At 35.6% G+C, this 18,690-nt stretch carries 20 protein-coding genes; 11 read left to right on the forward strand and 9 right to left on the reverse strand.

The window, feature by feature from the left end:
• Positions 1-52: 52 nt before the first annotated feature.
• Positions 53-343, forward strand: coding sequence for a glutaredoxin 3 (grxC, locus tag SIB75_RS09940; protein ID WP_413389685.1), 291 nt, complete (start codon positions 53-55; stop codon positions 341-343).
• A 3-nt stretch (positions 344-346) separates the two neighbouring features.
• Entirely contained in the window at positions 347-1,276 is a 930-nt protein-coding gene (gshB, locus tag SIB75_RS09945) for a glutathione synthase (protein WP_413683156.1), read from the forward strand.
• Here gshB and SIB75_RS09950 read toward each other — a convergent pair.
• Positions 1,254-2,654: an isochorismate synthase gene (locus SIB75_RS09950; protein ID WP_413683157.1), complete on the reverse strand. Its 1,401-nt coding sequence runs from the start codon at positions 2,652-2,654 to the stop codon at positions 1,254-1,256. The genes gshB and SIB75_RS09950 overlap by 23 nt on opposite strands.
• A 99-nt stretch (positions 2,655-2,753) precedes the next feature.
• Here SIB75_RS09950 and menA point away from each other — a divergent pair, with 99 nt between their 5' ends.
• Genes menA through SIB75_RS09965 form a run of 3 tightly spaced genes read left to right on the forward strand, consistent with a single transcriptional unit; the run spans position 2,754 to position 5,900 of the window.
• Positions 2,754-3,677, forward strand: coding sequence for a 2-carboxy-1,4-naphthoquinone phytyltransferase (gene menA / locus SIB75_RS09955; protein WP_413683158.1), 924 nt, complete (start codon positions 2,754-2,756; stop codon positions 3,675-3,677).
• A 19-nt stretch (positions 3,678-3,696) separates the two neighbouring features.
• Positions 3,697-4,668 (forward strand): o-succinylbenzoate synthase, encoded by a 972-nt coding sequence (locus SIB75_RS09960; RefSeq protein WP_413683159.1) that lies wholly within the window; start codon positions 3,697-3,699, stop codon positions 4,666-4,668.
• Positions 4,665-5,900, forward strand: a complete 1,236-nt coding sequence (locus SIB75_RS09965; RefSeq protein ID WP_413683160.1) for an AMP-binding protein — start codon at positions 4,665-4,667, stop codon at positions 5,898-5,900. The genes SIB75_RS09960 and SIB75_RS09965 overlap by 4 nt, the downstream gene beginning before the upstream one ends.
• On the opposite strand, the gene SIB75_RS09970 is transcribed toward SIB75_RS09965, so the two are convergent.
• Entirely contained in the window at positions 5,897-6,349 is a 453-nt protein-coding gene (locus SIB75_RS09970; RefSeq protein WP_413683162.1) for an acyl-CoA thioesterase, read from the reverse strand. The two genes, SIB75_RS09965 and SIB75_RS09970, sit on opposite strands and share 4 nt — an antisense overlap.
• A 4-nt stretch (positions 6,350-6,353) precedes the next feature.
• Entirely contained in the window at positions 6,354-7,538 is a 1,185-nt protein-coding gene (locus tag SIB75_RS09975) for an NAD(P)H-quinone oxidoreductase subunit H (RefSeq protein ID WP_413683163.1), read from the reverse strand.
• A gap of 41 nt (positions 7,539-7,579) precedes the next feature.
• Here SIB75_RS09975 and rsmH point away from each other — a divergent pair, with 41 nt between their 5' ends.
• A complete protein-coding gene (rsmH, locus tag SIB75_RS09980) occupies positions 7,580-8,494 on the forward strand; it encodes a 16S rRNA (cytosine(1402)-N(4))-methyltransferase RsmH (protein ID WP_413683164.1) in 915 nt (304 codons plus the stop codon).
• A gap of 10 nt (positions 8,495-8,504) precedes the next feature.
• Here rsmH and SIB75_RS09985 read toward each other — a convergent pair whose 3' ends face one another.
• Entirely contained in the window at positions 8,505-9,650 is a 1,146-nt protein-coding gene (locus SIB75_RS09985) for a cysteine desulfurase family protein (protein ID WP_413683165.1), read from the reverse strand.
• A 77-nt stretch (positions 9,651-9,727) separates the two neighbouring features.
• Between SIB75_RS09985 and SIB75_RS09990 the strand changes: the two genes are divergently transcribed.
• Positions 9,728-10,456 carry a response regulator transcription factor gene (locus SIB75_RS09990; protein WP_413683167.1) on the forward strand — a complete coding sequence of 243 codons (729 nt, stop codon included), beginning with the start codon at positions 9,728-9,730 and terminating at the stop codon, positions 10,454-10,456.
• 31 nt (positions 10,457-10,487) lie between these two features.
• Here SIB75_RS09990 and bchM read toward each other — a convergent pair whose 3' ends face one another.
• Together bchM and SIB75_RS10000 are read right to left on the reverse strand one after the other, a co-directional pair.
• Entirely contained in the window at positions 10,488-11,189 is a 702-nt protein-coding gene (gene bchM, locus SIB75_RS09995) for a magnesium protoporphyrin IX methyltransferase (RefSeq protein WP_413683168.1), read from the reverse strand.
• A 28-nt stretch (positions 11,190-11,217) separates the two neighbouring features.
• On the reverse strand, positions 11,218-12,378 hold the full coding sequence (locus SIB75_RS10000) for an N-acetylglucosamine-6-phosphate deacetylase (protein WP_413683169.1): 1,161 nt from the start codon (positions 12,376-12,378) through the stop codon (positions 11,218-11,220).
• A gap of 78 nt (positions 12,379-12,456) precedes the next feature.
• Here SIB75_RS10000 and purE point away from each other — a divergent pair, with 78 nt between their 5' ends.
• Positions 12,457-12,993 carry a 5-(carboxyamino)imidazole ribonucleotide mutase gene (purE, locus tag SIB75_RS10005; protein WP_413683171.1) on the forward strand — a complete coding sequence of 179 codons (537 nt, stop codon included), beginning with the start codon at positions 12,457-12,459 and terminating at the stop codon, positions 12,991-12,993.
• A gap of 24 nt (positions 12,994-13,017) precedes the next feature.
• On the opposite strand, the gene cysC is transcribed toward purE, so the two are convergent.
• Positions 13,018-13,656 carry an adenylyl-sulfate kinase gene (cysC, locus tag SIB75_RS10010; RefSeq protein ID WP_413683173.1) on the reverse strand — a complete coding sequence of 213 codons (639 nt, stop codon included), beginning with the start codon at positions 13,654-13,656 and terminating at the stop codon, positions 13,018-13,020.
• A 52-nt stretch (positions 13,657-13,708) separates the two neighbouring features.
• Positions 13,709-14,032, reverse strand: a complete 324-nt coding sequence (locus SIB75_RS10015) for a translation initiation factor (protein ID WP_413683175.1) — start codon at positions 14,030-14,032, stop codon at positions 13,709-13,711.
• A 40-nt stretch (positions 14,033-14,072) separates the two neighbouring features.
• Between SIB75_RS10015 and trpB the strand changes: the two genes are divergently transcribed.
• Entirely contained in the window at positions 14,073-15,326 is a 1,254-nt protein-coding gene (gene trpB, locus SIB75_RS10020; protein ID WP_413683177.1) for a tryptophan synthase subunit beta, read from the forward strand.
• A gap of 12 nt (positions 15,327-15,338) precedes the next feature.
• On the opposite strand, the gene SIB75_RS10025 is transcribed toward trpB, so the two are convergent.
• On the reverse strand, positions 15,339-15,695 hold the full coding sequence (locus SIB75_RS10025) for a rhodanese-like domain-containing protein (protein WP_413683179.1): 357 nt from the start codon (positions 15,693-15,695) through the stop codon (positions 15,339-15,341).
• Between the two features lie 76 nt (positions 15,696-15,771).
• Here SIB75_RS10025 and SIB75_RS10030 point away from each other — a divergent pair, with 76 nt between their 5' ends.
• A complete protein-coding gene (locus tag SIB75_RS10030; RefSeq protein ID WP_413683181.1) occupies positions 15,772-17,337 on the forward strand; it encodes a DUF3352 domain-containing protein in 1,566 nt (521 codons plus the stop codon).
• A gap of 153 nt (positions 17,338-17,490) precedes the next feature.
• Positions 17,491-18,618: a citrate synthase gene (locus SIB75_RS10035; RefSeq protein WP_413683183.1), complete on the forward strand. Its 1,128-nt coding sequence runs from the start codon at positions 17,491-17,493 to the stop codon at positions 18,616-18,618.
• Positions 18,619-18,690 lie beyond the last annotated feature (72 nt).

Genomic DNA, 18,690 nt, shown 5'->3' on the forward strand with positions numbered 1-18,690 from the left:
TAATAGAATCAATACATTAAAAGTTATCAGCATATCAACCCAAAAACTATAAATGAACAGATCAATTCACGATTCAGGCATCCCTACAGTGGAAATATACACTTGGAGATTTTGCCCATTTTGCCTACGTGCAAAAGCACTGCTAAATGAAAAAGGAGTCCAGTTCAAAGAATATTCTATTGATGGAGACAATGATGCAAGAACAAAAATGTCTGAAAGAGCAGGAGGTCGCAGAACTGTTCCACAAATTTTTATTAATGGAGAAAGTATTGGAGGTTGCGACGAACTCTATGAACTTGAGAGTAATAACAAATTAAATGAACTGATTGGAATTGGGAATTGATTCATGAAGCAACTATTTGTTCTAGATCCAATTGAAAATATTAATCCCAACAAGGATTCATCAGCAGCACTTATGCAAGCCGCATCTAGAGCCAACATAGATGTTTGGATTTGTACTCCCTCGGACCTGCAAGCCCGAGGGGACGATGCATGGGTAGTTGCTAATAAAGTCAATTGTGAACCATGGATCACTGTCCATTCATCTCAAAGCCTTCCTTTAAGAGATTTCTCATGCATTTGGATGCGCAAAGATCCTCCTGTTGATGAGGCTTTCTTATATGCAACTCATTTATTAGAAGTTGCAGAAAGAGATGGTGTCAATGTAATTAATAAACCTGCATCACTGAGAGCTTGGAATGAAAAGTTAGGAGCTTTAAGGTTTAGTGATTTAATGGCTCCCACTCTTGTGGCGAGTAGGGTGGAACAACTCATTACATTTGCAAAAGAGTACGGAGAAGTTGTTTTGAAGCCACTAGGAGGGAAAGGTGGACAAGGAGTTATACGAATTGCAAAAGATGCTCCAGGCTTAGAGGCATTACTCGAACTGGTTACTTCACAAGAACATTTACCAGTGATGATGCAACAATTTTTACCAGAAGTAATAAATGGTGACAAAAGAATACTTTTGGTTAATGGAGAGCCATTAGGTGCAATTAATAGACGTCCCAAAAAAGGAGACTTTAGAAGCAACCTCGCTTTAGGTGGAAAAGCTGAGATAACTAAATTAACTCCTAAAGAAATAGAGATATGCGATCATATAAAGCCTGCTTTAAAAGATGAAGGGCTCTTTTTTGTTGGTATAGATGTTATTGGAGGGATGCTTAGTGAGATTAATGTTACGAGTCCAACTGGCATTAAAGAAGTAGAAAATCTAATGGATATTCCCTTAGCAGATCAAGTAATTAATTATCTTATAGATCATTTGAACAATTAACCCGATCTAAGTTTAATTGATTTCTTAAAACTTCAAATTTCAAAGCCACCTCTTGCAGTTCACCCTCAACAGTTGAGCCTTTTACTAGACCAGCACCAGCAAATAATTTAAGTTCATAGCCTTTCACATGTCCGTAACGAATGGCCACCCTAAATTCTGAATTTTGATTTTTATCTATCCATCCAATTGGAGAAGCATATGTTTGACGGTCAAATGGTTCCAAAGCTCGCAACCAACTCAAAGATTTACTCAAAGGTAATCCGGCAACTGCAGGAGTTGGATGAAGAGCTTCAACTAAGTCAAGAGGAGATTTTTCTTTGACACACGCTTGAATAAGAGTATGCAAATGAATTAAATGGCCCTGAGTCATTAATTTTGGTTGAGGGGAATAACTTGCTTTAATACCTTTTCTTAAAAGTTGTTCGACAATAGAGTTAACTACAAAATGGTGTTCTCTTAAATCTTTAGAAGATGCAAGTAATTCTTTCCCATCATCACCCTTTTTTGCAGTACCAGCCAAAGCATCGATTAGTAATTGATTATGATTGAGACTTATCAATCTCTCAGGTGATGCCCCAAAAAATGACTCATCATGATTTTTTTGCCATAGGAATCGACAACTATTAGTTTGCTGAACTCTTAGGCGAGCAAGTAAGTTCAGCGGATCTAATGGTTTCCCGAGTAAAAGGCGTTGTCTTGTAGCCAATACAAGCTTATCCAAATCACCTGCATTGATTAATTCGATCCCTTTAGCCAAGGCATCTCGATATTGAGATTTCCAATCATTAGAACAATTATCGACTAAGAAATTTTCTTTTACATCATGGGAAATTCGGACTGGTGATCTATTTATCTTTTCTCGAATTGACCATAATCTTTCTACTGATTCACGAACATCTGAAGGATTTAGGGCAACTGAATTCAAACGTAACCATGTCAATCCATCTTTTGCAGTTAATTGCCACTTAGGCAAAACCGCCTGCAGGGAAAATTGATCATCAATTGATTTTTCATTACTCTTAATTTGATCAAAAAAAGAGAATGAAAATAGAATCTTTGATGCTGAAAATTCTGGACTTGGAGAAATATCTATCAATCGAGTAAAAATCTCATCACTAAACCTTTGTGCATTTTCAAACCTCTTTGGTCCAGATAAATCCAAAGATTGACAATGTCCTCCAGCAGAAATGCACAATCCGGGAGATAGATCCCAAAGAAATCTAAACTGATGTTTTTCAGCAATTAAAGGTAATGTCGTTAAAGGGTCTGCTTGGCTTACAGGAACAGAAATGCTCAAGATACATTCATCAACATTTCGTTCACTCCAGTTCCGAAGAGAACTAACTAAAAGCTCACTAAAGACGGGTTCTAAATTCATAACCAATTAGAGCCTTTAGACACAAATAAACCAATACATGAACTGCTGCCTAGGCTTAAGGAAGGAAACAAGAAAAAAACAGAACAGGTTATTTTATCAGTGAAATCTTCTAGAACTGAAAAGAAACAGCTTTGGCAAGCCGCAATAAAGTGGCCATTATATTCAGTCGCAATAATGCCTGTAATTTTATCTGCAGCATGGGTACTAGGGAATAGCGACAATATTCGTCTGGGGCAATTCATCGGTTTTCTAATTGCCTCTATCTTGATTTTGCTTTGGGAGAATCTTACCAATGATCTTTTTGACGATGAAACTGGAGTTGACAAATACAAATTCCACTCTGTAGTAGCTTTAACAGGTAATAAAACCACTGTAAGTCGAGTTGCATATTTTTCTCTTTTTTTTGGTTTATTTATCATATTTATCCTTGCTCTAAAAAGTAAAATAACAGTACTTTTTTTGGTCTTACTTTGTTGTTTCCTTGGATATTTATATCAAGGGCCACCATTTAGGCTGGGATATAAGGGGTTGGGAGAACCCCTCTGCTGGATTGCCTTTGGCCCACTTGCTACAGCTGCAGCACTAATTGTTGTTTCTCCAAAATCCAATTTTCATACCATCCCCTGGGGAACAGCACTGATGGTTGGAGCAGGTCCAGCGATGGCGACCACTTTAGTTCTATTCTGTTCGCATTTTCATCAAATCAATCAAGATGCTGCTGTCGGTAAAAAATCACCCTTAGTTATTTTAGGCACTCATCGAGCGGCAGAATTTTTACCGTGGTTTGTTGGTCTAATATTTTTATTAGAATTATTACCTGTACTACTTGGATTATGGCCAATAACGACTCTTATATGTTTAATTAGCCTTCCTTCAGGTATAGATCTTATTAAATTAATTAAAAGACATCACAACCAACCTAAGCGTATTAAAAACAGTAAGTTTTTAGCTTTACGCTTTCAGACAATTAATGGTTTATGCTTGAGTATAGGTTTTGCGATATCCTCATTTTTTTATAATTAATTTTTGATTTTATTGAATCATGAAATTAATAATTAATATCAAGCCATTTACATTTCAACTAACAAGAAAGTTAACAACCTCGCAAGGAATTATTCATAACAAGGTAGGTTTATTGTTGCAAATAAAAGACTCAAATGGAAATTACGGATGGGGGGAAGTTTCACCTATTGAGAAAAAGGAATTACAAAAAAGTATAGAAAGTCTTGATTTTATTGGGAAACAAACTACAAAAGATTCAATAGAAAATTATTTATTTGAATTACCAGGAGCCCTTGCTTTCGGATTAGGATCCTGCTTAGCCGATTTAGAAAATCTCACTCAAAGGAAGTTAAATCTTGAAGGTTTTGACGTCGTAAAATCAGCTTATCTTTTACCGACAGATATTGATCCATTAGAGTCAATAATTAAATATGTAGATGAATCAAATGACAAGAAAAGTTCTTGTACAATAAAATGGAAAGTATCTCACCTAGAAAATAACTTTAAGGAAGAAAAAACATTACAAAAAATCTTAGACATTTTACCAAATAATTTTAAACTTAGAATTGATCCAAATGGAGGTTGGAGTCGCCAAAAAGCACAAGAATGGATTAACGAACTCAAAAACGAACCTCGTTTGGAATGGATTGAACAGCCACTCCCATCAAAAGATATTGAAGGTTTATTTTCATTAGCCAATCAAATTCCAATCGCACTAGATGAATCTTTAGTTGAATTTCCATATTTACGAAAAACATGGAAAAGTTGGCAAATACGTCGCCCTGCATTAGATGGTGATCCGAGATTACTGTTAAAAGAAATAGAACAAGAAAATAGTCAAACAGTCATAAGCACAGCTTTTGAAACTGGTATTGGGAGAAGGTGGGTTAATCACCTCGCTGCCAGGCAAGTCAAAGGAGGAAATCCTTGTGCACCTGGACTTGCACCTGGATGGTGCCCCAAAGGCCCACTCTTTAACAACAATCCAAAATTAGTCTGGGAAGCCGTATGACCAAAATTGCAGTTGTAGAATGTATTCCTGAAAAAAACCTGGACTGTTCAAAAGAAATTTTAAAGAATTTTGAAAAACATAACTGGGTATATCTAGCGCCTCCAAAAGATCATACGAAAATCCCCACATCGTCAACCTTACCTGAAGGAGAAGGAATAATCATTTCAAGCGGGGGCAGCCTTGGAGGGCCAAATCTTTGTTTACAATCACTTAAAAATCTAACTAATTCGGCTTTATCAACCGGAAAGTGGTTAAAAAATCATGACCTTAAGCCAAATGAATGCATCATTCTCAATTCACTACCTTTGCACCATATAAGTGGTTTCATGCCTTGGTGGAGACATAAGACTTGGGGATCTGGGTATTACTGGATTTCAAATTCTATAATGCATAAACCACTTCAACTTAAGCAGTTTAGTGAAGAGTTAACTAAGAAATATAGACGTCCATTGATTACATCCCTAGTTCCAACCCAATTATTATCTTTAATTAATAATACTGATGGTTTGAAATGGCTTCAATCCCTTGCTATAATATGGGTTGGAGGAGCTTCCATCCCTATAGACCTTGCTGAAAAAGCACGCAGAAAGTCTATTAATATAGCTCCTTGTTATGGGGCCACCGAAACAGTAGCAATGGTGACTTGTCTGAGTCCTAAAGACTTTTTAAATGGAAGTAATAGTGTTGGATTCCCTCTCGAAGATGTTGAGATAGAAATCAACAAAAGAAATTCACTTAAAATTAAAACCAGTAGACTTGCAACTTCAAAATGGAAGAATGATAAATTCGAATCAATTAAAGACTCAAATGGATGGTGGGAAGCAGGCGATCTAGCGCAATACATCACTCTCGACAATAGAAAAGCAATACAAATCCTAGGTAGAAAAGATTCAGCTATAAATTCGGGCGGTGAAACGATTTTTCCAGAAGATATCGAAATGGAATTAATGAAAATAATCTCGAAAAATCAAATCCCAATTAAAGACATTTTTGTACTAGGAGTTAGTGACAAGAAATGGGGACAACGTTTAGTTGCCTTAACAAAATTCAAAAAGAAAGAACTCAACAGATATCCAATAATCTCACTTCTGAATGATCTCATAGAAGACTGGCAACCATCCAAAAAACCAATGAAATGGTACGATTGTCCAAAACTTTCAAGAAATATCAATAAAAAATGGGAAATAAAAAAATGGCAAGATTGGATAGCCTTTAATAGACCTATTAACTAAAAATTCAAACTAGATTCATAAAGCCACAAATTTATTTGCTTAGATAATGCACATTTTTTTCTAGTAATTGGATTTATCGATACATGTTTTATATTTGTCGTACCGATTTGCTCTCCATTCTTTTTAAATTTAAATCGAAGTATGAATGAAGACTCATTTATCTTCTCTGTATTCAGTTCAATATTTATAGTATCTCCAACATAAAGTGGTTGAAAATAATTTGCTTCACAATGAACAACTGGTAAAGCTACATCTAGTTGGCTTGTATTGATTTCGTTTGTAGGAAAAATATCTTTCAAAGCTATTCCATATTTTTCTAAACTTTCTTCCCAAGTTTCATGACACCATCTAAATAATTCAAGAAAGTGAACCACACCAGCAGCATCTGTCTCACCAAAACGAACTGTTCGTTTCAAACATAACCATTCTCTAGGATTACGCTTGTCCAAAAACCTATCTATCAACAGAACCCATAATCACATCAATCGAACCTAAGATAGCCATTATGTCAGCGACCTTGGCTCCCTTCAGTATGTGAGGAAGTATCTGCAAATTATTTGAGTCAGCTGCTCTAATTTTAAACCGCCAAGGGGTTACATCATTATTACCTTGAATAAATACTCCTATCTCTCCTTTCCCAGACTCAAGGCGTGTATATAATTCACCATTAGGAATCTTAAAAGTCGGTGCAACTTTCTTAGCTACATATTGATAATCAAATCCCGATAATTCACCTTTTTTTCCCTCAACTGTTCTTTGTGCCTCAAGGTTTTCTGTTGGCCCTCCAGGAATCATCTCACAAGCTTGTCGTAATATTTTTAATGATTGTCTCATTTCTTCAATACGAACTCTATATCTTGCATAACAATCACCCTCTTTCTCCCATGCAATATCCCATTCAAAATCGTCATAGCATTCATAGTGATCTACCTTTCTCAAATCCCACGGGACACCTGCAGCCCGAAGCATTGGGCCAGAAAGACTCCAGTTAATCGCTTGCTCTTTTCCTATAACTCCTAAACCTTCTATACGTCTACGAAAAATAGGATTATTAGTAATCAATTTTTCATACTCATCAATTTTGGGACCAAACCAGTCACAAAAATCTTTGCATTTTTCTAACCAACCCCAAGGCAAATCGCATGCAACGCCACCAATACGAAAATAATTATTATTAATCAATCTCTGACCAGTTGCAGCCTCCCATAAATCGTAAATCATCTCTCTTTCTCTAAAAATATAAAAGAAAGGAGTTTGAGCTCCGACATCAGCCAAAAATGGACCTAACCATAGCAAATGGTTAGCGATCCTATTCAACTCAAGCATTATCGCTCTGATATAACTTGCTCTCTTGGGTACCTTTATATTTGCTAAACGCTCAGGGGCATTAACAACAATGGCTTCATAAAACATACCAGCCGCATAATCCATGCGACTCACGTAAGGAACAAACATAACGTTTGTTCTATTCTCAGCAATTTTCTCCATCCCTCGATGCAAGTAACCAATAACTGGTTCACAATCAACAACATCCTCTCCATCAAGGGTTACTACTAATCGCAATACCCCATGCATTGATGGATGATGTGGCCCAAAGTTGACCACCATTGGCTCCGTACGCGTTTCAAGCTGCGTCATAGGGCCCAAACAAAGCAATGTCTAAATACTAATAAAAACTTATGAAAGAAGTGCCAATTAGTTCAAGTTCTAACTTTAATCATATCCCTGTAATGGGGAAAGAAATAATTCGATCATTAAAGGAATTACCAAGTGAATTAACAAAAAAAGGATTAATTATTGATGCCACCATTGGAGGCGGGGGACATTCAGCTCAAATACTCGAAAATTTCCCTGGAATCAAAATTATTGGTCTTGATCAAGACCCAATGGCTATAAAAGCAGCATCAAAAAAATTAATTAAATTCGGGACAAGAATAGAAATAATCTCTACAAACTTCGCAGACTTTTCACCTCACGAACAAGCTATTGGTGTCCTAGCGGATCTTGGAGTTAGTAGTCATCAACTTGATGAGCCTTCACGAGGTTTTAGCTTTCGTTTAAATGGTCCAATAGATATGCGCATGAATCCCAAAGAGGGTTCAAGTGCAGCCGAACTTATTGAAACTCTCTCTGAGCAAAATCTAGCTGATTTAATATATGAATTAGGCGAAGAAAAACGCTCTAGGCGTATTGCAAGAAAAATAAAAAATGATCTAGCTGAAAATGGGCCATACTCTGGAACTCAAGACCTTTCTTATGCAATTGCAGGATGCTTCCCCCCCAAGCAAAGATATGGTCGAATTCATCCCTCAACAAGAACTTTTCAGGCTTTAAGAATAGCTGTAAATAATGAATTAGACTCTCTAGAAAGTTTACTTTTAAAAGCTCCAAACTGGTTGTTAGAGCGTGGATTATTAATGGTAATGAGTTTTCATTCACTAGAAGATAGAAGAGTAAAATCGAACTTTAAAACAGACAATAGATTGAAAGTACTATCTAAAAAGCCTATCAGAGCAAGCCCAGAAGAGATAGAATTAAATCCAAGAAGTAAAAGTGCAAAGTTAAGAATTTCCGCAAAGAAACTCTTAACTTAGGCTTAAATTATTATCTAAGATTAATCACTATATTTGTAATAATATCAATAGCCTTATTGATATCTTTCTCAGTAGTATTTCTCCCAATACTCATCCTTATCGATGCTTCAGCATCTTTTTTGCAGAGCCCTATCTGCTGCAGAACATGAGAAGCATCACCATTACTACAAGCTGAACCACTAGTACAAAAAATAAACCTTCTTAATTGAGCATGTAATTGACTTCCCTTCACGCCAGGGAAAGTGATATTGAGATTATGAGGCAATCTTTGATCAATAGATCCATTAACTATCAATCCGGAAATATTCTTTTTTAATCCACTCAACAATAAGTTTCTAAAAAACAAAAGTCTCTTGTTCCTCTGATCCTGATCATTTTTTGTTATTTCGACTGCCTTTGCAAAGCCAACAATTAACGGGACAGGGAGCGTGCCAGATCTTAATCCAAGCTCCTGACCTCCTCCATATTGAGATGGTTCAAGAGGGAATCCTTCACTAATCACCAAAGCCCCAATACCTTTAGGTCCATAGATTTTGTGAGCACTCAAACTCATCAAATCAATGCGAAATTTATCGGGGTCTAAATCTAAGTATCCAAAGGCTTGAGCGGCATCAGTATGAAAAGCGATTCCCTTTCTCTTACAAAAAGACCCAATTTCACCAATAGGTTGCAAAACCCCTATCTCATTATTTGCAGCCATGACGCTAACCAGAAAAGTATCTTTTTCAAAAGCTTCAGAAAGTTGTTCAACATTAATTAAACCCTCTTTATTCGGTTGTAATTCTGTCAAGCGAAACCCTTCTTTTTGAAGCTGCCTAAGCGGATCAAGGACTGCATGATGTTCAGTTGAAACAGTAATTATGTGTCCAGGTTTTCCAATCAGTTGTGCTTTAGCTCTTGCATGTCCAACTAAACCCAAATTATTCGCCTCTGTTGCCCCACTAGTGAAAATTAATCTTTTCGGATTGATATTCAAATATGAAGCTATTTTTTCACGAGATACTTCTACTGCAGCTGAAGCAAAAACACCGAATCGATTATTAGTATTAGAGGGATTCCCCCACAACTCATTCCAATAAGGAGCCATCTCCTCAACAACCTTCGTACAACATGGTGTTGAAGACTGAAAATCAAAAATTAGGTGTTTATTATCCATTGATTCATTCGTTAAGCTAAATAATAAGAGAGGAATAAAGGTTAATATCCTCCTGAAAGCTCTAGAAGTCCAATTTTATGAGTGACCCAAATCCATCAACACAAGAAGTTTCTCAAACTCCAAGGATACTACTTGTCGATGACGAGCCTGGTTTAAGAACTGCTGTTCAGGCTTATCTTGAAGATGAAGGATTTCAAGTTACAACCGCTGTCGATGGAGAAGAGGGATGGGAAAAAGCTCAAGAAATGATCCCTGATGTAATTATCAGTGACGTCATGATGCCTAGATGTGATGGTTATGGACTTTTAAAAAGGATTAGAGAAGATGAAAGACTTGGAGGTACACCTGTCATTTTCCTTACTGCTAAAGGTATGACTGCTGATAGGACTCAGGGGTATCAAGCAGGCGTAGACGACTACATGCCAAAACCATTTGATCCAGATGAGCTAGTTGCAAGAGTTAAGAATGTAGTTCAGCGGCAAGAGCGACTATTAAGTGAAGCAGCCAGATTTGCGAATGCTGATGTTGGCCAAATGGCAAAACAAATTACAGAAATAAAATCCATGCTTAGCCATGGGGATAAAAATAACTCACGCAAAGATGATTCGATTCCTAATTTCACCCCAAGAGAGGCAAGCGTTTTGCAACTAGTAGCGGAAGGTTTAATGAACAAAGAAATTGCAAGACAACTTGAGACTTCTATCCGCAATGTAGAGAAATATGTGAGTCGATTATTTATTAAAACCGGTACTTCCAGTAGAACAGAACTAGTTAGATATGCACTTGAAAATCATTTAGTTACCTAAATGTGTTTTGATAAATTAAAATTTTAGTTCTCTAGGATTTAACAAATTCTATTAATTTTGAAAAATAAAAAGGAGCTTGATTCAACTTGCTTTTGACAACTTCAAAGCCAGATTGCTTTGCAGCTTCGATAATTCCGGACTCCCTTAATGTATAGGCCCTAGTAGTTTTACTTGGTCCAGGGAATAGCTGACCAATACCTTTCAAAAGGGCTAGTAAAGGAGTATATGGAGCAAAGCTAACAATTAATCTCTCATCAGATAATTCACATAGATGTTTCACCATTGCCTCAGCCTCCTGTTGAGGGTAGTGAATGAAAACATCTAAGCAAATAACTGTATTAAATGAACCTTTTAAATTTTCTAAATCAGATGTTCGAAAATTCAGCTTATTGAAGTCCAAACCTTCTTCCTTTGCCCTACTTTTTGTCTCGTTTATCATGGCTTCAGAAATATCACTTAAATGTATTGATTTAGCACCCAATTTTGCCAATGGGATACTTAAACTACCAACACCACAGCCAGCATCACAAAAACTTTGATCCTTGATATTGTCATACTCTTTCAACCAACTAATGACATCATCAACTGTCTTTTGGTGACCTATCCTTATATTTTTTTGCACTTTATTTACATCATCACTTTCGCTATATATTCGATTCCATCTATCAAACCCAGTCCCATTAAAATATTCAGTAACTTCCGCCTTTTCATTGTTCTCAATTTGCGTTGTCATTTAATCAGATAATTACCTCTTACCAATCTTACGCAGCCAACTGCCAAGACAACTGATGATTACAAGAATTCATTTTCCATCTAAGTAAAGACTTAATATTTTTTCCAATAAAAAAAGATTTTGCAGTCATTTTGTTCTGACTTAAGACCATACGTGGAGCAAGTGTTGCCATCCAAATAGCAGCAGAAGGATCATTAATCCAATTTGCTATTTTTTTGCATGCGTCAAGTAAAGGCAAAGTGGATCCTGCAATTGTTTCATTTGGAAGTCTGCATAAACCATTTTCTACTGTTATGGAGCGTTTATCCCAATTAAACGATCCATCTCCTAAACCATAAGCTGATATTGCATCGCTAACTAACACAATTTGCTTTGGTGCAAGTATCTTTAAAAGCCTAATCATATCTGAATGAACATGAACACCATCAGCTATCAATCCTAGGAAAATATCGTCTCTTCTTGCAGCCGCTCCTATAGGTCCAATAGCTCGATGATGTAAACCTTTCATTGCATTAAAAGTATGCGTAATCATGCTCACACCATGATTAAAAGCTTTTATCGCTGAATCAAAATCAGCTGAAGAATGTCCCAGTGAAACAACGATATTTAATTCTCTTAGACGAGAAATTACATCCAAAGAACCTTTTAATTCTGGTGCCAATGTCATTAGTGCTATGTCGTCTTCAAATCCCTTTATCCTCTCATTTAAAGCAGAAATACTAGGTCTACAAATACTACCTTTGTCATGTGCTCCAGAATATGTTTCACATAAAAAAGGTCCTTCCATATGGGCACCAAGAAGTCGACATCGATTTATTGAAGTATATTTTTTCGTTTCCTTTAAGACCTCCATTCCTAATTGAAATTGATCTAGAGAACAACTAACAAAAGTTGGACAAATTCCTTCAACTCCATCTAGCCAAAGTTGATCAAGCAATGTTAATAATTTAGGTATTTTATTAAAATTTAAATCTGTAAATGAGATCCCTAAACCTCCATTCATTTGAAGATCAATCGCTCTAGGACTTAGCCAATCTCCATGCCAATCTTCGTCATAACTTGATTCCCTCTTGCAAGTTTTATCAATAGAAAGAATAATTCCATGTTCATCTAAAACTAGTGAAAATAAATTATTTTCATCTCCGCTTTTATCTGGTTGAGGTACTTTAATGTTTGTAATTTTTCTCATTTCTTAAAAACTAAAAATAATTAATGCAGAATTCTTAAATAATTGGCATTATAAAAATGAGATTTATAGAATTGACAATTGTCTTTAACTGAAGCTAATACATTTAAGCAAGTAGCTGTAGTAATGGGTAGTGATTCAGATCTTAAAACTCTTAAGCCTGCGGTGGCAATTCTAGATCAATTTGGCATATCTAATGAAGTAAGGATTCTGTCTGCTCATAGGACTCCAAAAGAAATGATGGATTTTGCTCAAATGGCAGAATCAAATGGTTTTGGAGTGATTATTGCTGGGGCTGGCGGGGCTGCTCATCTACCAGGAATGATCGCATCTCTTACAACCCTTCCTGTAATAGGCGTTCCAGTTAAAAGCAAGGCACTTTCAGGGATAGATTCTATGTATTCAATCTTGCAAATGCCCTCAGGCATCCCCGTAGCAACAGTTGCCATAGAAGGTGGCCTAAATGCTGGCCTTTTAGCTACTCAAATTTTGGCCATCAACAATACTGAATTAAAAAATAAATTAAACGCCTACAGATGTGAGCTGCACGACCTTGTCGTAAAAAAAGATCACACACTTAAAGAGATTGGAGCTAAAACTTATCTAGAAAAAATGTAATTAATTTTCCATTAACTTACTAATTTACTTAGAAATTTTTGAAATAATCTTTCTTTCAACAAGCAAATTAATAACAATATTTACACATTGATCAATCTCTAGATTGCCAGTATCGATTTTCAATTCTGGAGACTGAGGATCTTCATAAGGACTTGAGATCCCAGTAAAATCTTTAATGTCTCCATTTCTTGCCTTGGCATAAAGTCCTTTAGTATCTCTTGTTTCACAAATCCTTAAATCAGCTGAACAATATATTTCTATAAAATCATTTTCTCCAACTAATGATCTTGCATTGTCGCGATCGACTCTAAATGGTGAAACAAATGCAGTTAAAACAATTATTCCAGCGTCAAGAAAAAGTTTAGAGACTTCACCAATTCTTCTAATATTTTCTTCTCTATCGAGATCTGAAAAACCTAAGTCTTTGCACAAACCATGTCTGATGTTGTCACCATCTAACACGTAAGTTGAATAACCATTTTCATGTAGCGCTACATTTACTGCATTGGCTAGTGTGCTTTTCCCAGAACCAGATAGACCTGTAAACCAAAGTATTGCGCTGCGATGTCCTCTTTGCTGAGATCTAGCTTCTCTATTAACTGAAGATTGATGCCAAACTATATTGGTGGCTTTTGATAGAGGACTTTTAGAGTTTTGTTCCATGAATTCAAACTAATTGTTTACTATTCTCCATGTTGATCGACACAGTTTATTGTCAACCTCCGCTCTGTTTTGGTCGAAAACCCTCTTTGAAAAGAAAATCTTGAGCTTTTGATATTTGATCACCTTGTAACTCTAGAAAATCACCTTTCAAAGCGCCTCCTGTCCCACAAGCTATTTTTAGATTCTTAAGAATTGTCTTTGCCTCTTCTTGCTTTAATTCCAATCCTTTAATAACAGTAACAAGTTTTCCTTTCTTTCCAGATCGAGTTCTTTCTAAACGAACTTGTCGCTTTCCTTTAGGAGTAACACTATTTTGAGTGTCATTCCCTATTGTCTTTAAAGGGTCATTAAATTCACTCCAGCCTCCTTTGGACATTTTCTTTCTTACAGGCTGGGAACTATTTTCTTAATCTAAGGTGACAGGTACACTCCCAACACAATTTAAAGATTCGGATTTATCTCCATTAACAAGGCCAAATGCTCTTGGTCGTTTTGGTAAGTACGGGGGGCAATATGTTCCAGAAACTTTAATACCTGCGCTTATTGAATTAGAGCAAGCTGCCAAGGAGGCATGGAAAGACTCTTCATTCAATTCAGAACTGAATCATTTACTACAAACATACGTAGGAAGATCCACTCCTCTTTATGAAGCTAAAAGATTATCTGAACATTATAGAAAAAATACATTACAAGGACCTCGTATTTGGCTGAAAAGAGAAGATTTAAATCACACAGGTGCTCACAAAATAAATAATGCACTTGGCCAAGCTCTTCTTGCCATACGGATGGGAAAAAAAAGAATTATTGCTGAAACTGGAGCTGGTCAACATGGAGTTGCAACTGCGACAGTTTGCGCTCGTTTTGGATTGGAATGCATTATCTATATGGGCAAAGAAGATATGAGAAGACAAGCATTAAACGTATTCCGAATGCAATTACTTGGAGCCTCAGTTAGACCAGTAACAAGTGGAACTGCGACACTCAAAGATGCGACAAGCGAAGCTATTCGGGATTGGGTTACCAATGTTGAAACGACTCACTATATTCTCGGATCTGTTGCTGGTCCACATCCATATCCAATGTTGGTCAGAGATTTTCATGCAGTTATTGGGGAAGAAACAAAGCAACAATGCAACCAAGCTTTTGGCAGGTCTCCAGATATCCTTTTAGCTTGTGTTGGTGGCGGATCGAATGCGATGGGCCTTTTTCATTCTTTTATTGAAGACAAAAGTGTACGAATGATTGGAGTTGAAGCTGCTGGGGATGGAGTTGAAACTGGTCGACATGCAGCAACAATCACTCAAGGAAGGATAGGAGTTCTTCATGGAGCCATGAGTCTCTTACTACAGGACAAAGATGGTCAGGTTGAAGAGGCCCATTCCATTAGCGCAGGTCTTGATTATCCAGGTGTAGGGCCAGAGCATAGTTACTTAAAAGAAATAGGACGTGCTGAATATGCAGCTGTTACCGATAGTGAAGCAATAGAAGCTCTGCAATTGGTTAGTCAATTAGAGGGGATTATCCCTGCTCTCGAAACTTCTCATGCATTTGCATATCTCGAGAAACTTTGCCCAACTCTCAATGATAATTCCGAAATAGTAATTAACTGCTCTGGCAGAGGAGATAAAGATGTCAATACAGTTGCGGAAAAATTAGGATCAAAAATATAAATTGAAAAACCATTAGTACCTTGGTACAGATTGATCCACATCACTACTCCAAGCATCGATTCCACCTGCGAGGTTCCAAACGTTTTTTCTGATTCCTTGCTCAAGTAGCCAAATACCAAAATTGAGACTTCTTACACCTGCATGGCAGACGACAACAATAGGAGCATTCTTAGGTAAAAGTTCTTCTATTTTCCCTGACCAATTTTCAGCCTTACTTAAAGGTAGATGCAATACTGAAAAAGAAAATGAAGCAATAGTAATTTCATCGTCTTCCCTCACATCTACAATGAATGGTTTTTGAGAAGAATCATCATCTAATAATTTTTTTAACTCTTTTGGAGATATATTTAAAGGAATATGCTGATTCATAATTAAAATTCAAAATAAAGACTAAACTTTCTCACATCAAAGCTCAAAAAACATGCAAATGCACAAATAATAAGAAATGAAATCACGTCTATCATTTTTTCTAATATCTGCGATCATCATTACATCATTTTCAGTAGGAATATTCATCTGGCGTAATAAAAAAATTAATGAAGTTAGTCAACTAAATCAAAATTCTTATAGTACTCCAATTTCCGCAAAATATATACCAGAAAATGCTGAACTAGTTTTTCACTGGAAAATAAATCCAACAATTCTACCAAGCTATGTAGCTAGTTTCCAAGGAAAAATAAATAAAAATCTTACTAGTAAAAAAGTAAGTTTAATCAGAGATTCCTCCTTAAAATTAATAAGTCTTGATTTTGAAAGAGATATTTCAAAATGGGTTGGAGAATATGGAAGCTTTGCATTATTTAATACCAAAAATCGTTCTCTTGATGATTGGCTTATAGTTTTAGATATAAACAAAAATTTAAATCCTGAAGATGTATTAGAAACAATTTCAATAGAAAAAAATATTAATGAAAATATTGATTACTCTAATAAATTAAATATCTCAAAATCAAAAATAATTAATTCAAATCAATCAATTTACTTTTTGAATAATAAAAATCATATTCTAGTTTCATCTAACCCAGAAATACTAAAATTGTCAATCAATAAAATAGCAATGAACAAATTAAGCACAAAAGAAAAGTATGAAGATCTAAAGTTAAAAGATAATCTGAATGATGGTATTTTATTATTTGAAACGTCTCCAAATAAAATTTTTGATCTAATAGGTCAGGAAAAAGATATTTTTGAATTAAATAAAGCAAACAAATTAATTTCATCAATGAACGTTGAAAATAAACAATTATCTATAGAGGGGATTCTTTCTTTTGATATTAAAAAAGAGAATATAGGCAATGGTCTCGACGATTATTTTATTGACAAAGAAAAACAATTGCAATCATTTAATGATTATATATTAATTGATAATCCTAAACAATATTTCGGATCAAGTTCAAAACATCCTTTTCAAAAGCTAGTAACATCAGTTATTCAAAACGCAATAACAAATGATTATTCTAATTTATTCAAAATCATTCTCCAAAATACTACAGGAAATTTAATTTGGCTAAACGATAAAGAATGGTTAACTTTGACGAACAAATCAGATACAAATAAAAAAGAGATCAATGATATCTTAAAACAAGACAAATTTATAAGTTCAAATCTTGATTTTCAAAATAAGAATCTAGAAATTTGGTCAAAATTTACTACAGTTGAGAATGAAAAAGTTGAGCTAAAAGAAAGTATTGAGGCAATTATCCAAGAGAATAAAGATATATATCTTTGGAGTCAAAATCTGTCATCTATTTCAAATTTTACTAAGGAAGATTATCTGGCAGATAATAAAAAGAACAATGATAGAGAAGAAGAAATTAACGATTTCAATGAAATCATAAGAATACACTTAGGGAAAGAGAAAACTGAAGTATTTTTAAATAATTTTTATCCATATGTCTTACTTAAAACGATGCTAGGAAATAAATTAGACTTTCCTAAGAATATTGATATATCGGTTGCAACACCTACAATTAATTATCCGGATTTCGTTAAATTTAAAATCAACTTATAACCAAGTTAATAAAAAGTTGAAAGTATTATATTTACCAGCTAGCTTAATTCTATAAAATGAAGTTCAAAAAGAAAATTATTTTTTCCTATTGAACAGAAAAATTATTTTGCAGGAGCTAAAGCCATAGATAACGCACAAGAAAAAACAACACATTTGGCTCTGAAACCAGGCTTAGAAGGAGTCCCTGTGACGAAATCAGGAATATGTGAAATCGATGGATCAGAAGGAAAGCTTAATTACAGAGGTTATCCAATATCTGAACTAGCCCAAAAAAGTAGTTTTCTAGAGACTGCTTTTTTATTGATATGGGGGGAACTTCCTACTCCAAAAGAGCTCCGAAAATTTGAAGAAGACGTTCAAATGCATAGACGAGTTAGCTTTCGAATTAGAGATATGTTGAAGTGTTTTCCAGAATCTGGGCATCCTATGGATGCTCTACAGGCAAGTGCTGCATCGCTGGGTCTTTTTTATTCTCGAAGGGCAATTGATGATCCAAAATATATCTACGACGCAGTAGTGAGGTTAATTGCAAAAATCCCAACTATGGTTGCTGCTTTTGAGCAAATAAGAAAAGGAGATGATCCCATTCAACCCCAGGATGATTTACCTTATTCCTCCAATTTCCTATACATGCTCACTGAGAAGGAACCAAATCCTCTTGCAGCAAGAGTTTTCGACAGATGTTTAATCCTTCATGCCGAGCACAGCCTCAACGCAAGTACATTTAGCGCAAGAGTAACTGCAAGCACACTAACTGATCCGTATGCTGTTGTGGCATCTGCCGTTGGCACATTAGCTGGACCTCTTCATGGAGGGGCCAATGAAGATGTGATAGCAATGCTGGAAGAGATTGGAAGACCTGATAGAGCCACTTCATTCCTCAATGATGCAATTGCAAAAAAAAGGAAAATCATGGGCTTTGGGCATAGGGAGTATCGTGTCAAAGACCCTAGAGCAACAATTTTACAAGCCTTCGCAGAAGAACTTTTCTTGGAATTTGGTAAAGATGAAATGTATGAAGTAGCCAAAGCACTCGAAGAAGAGGCTATTTCCAAGCTGGGGCCAAAAGGTATATTCCCAAATGTTGACTTTTATTCCGGACTTGTTTACCGAAAGCTTGGTATTCCTCGAGATTTGTTTACGCCTGTTTTTGCGATTTCCAGAGTTGCTGGTTGGTTGGCTCACTGGCGAGAGCAACTTGGAGCAAATAGAATTTTCAGACCATCACAAATTTATGAAGGATCAAAAATTAGAAATTGGCAGCCTCTTGAGAGCAGATAATTTGAAATTTATTCTTTTTGAATTTAAAATTAATTCAAAATTACACTAACCTTATTATTAGATTAAATATTA

Source organism: Prochlorococcus sp. MIT 1011, assembly GCF_047305235.1.
Classification (GTDB): domain Bacteria; phylum Cyanobacteriota; class Cyanobacteriia; order PCC-6307; family Cyanobiaceae; genus Prochlorococcus_B.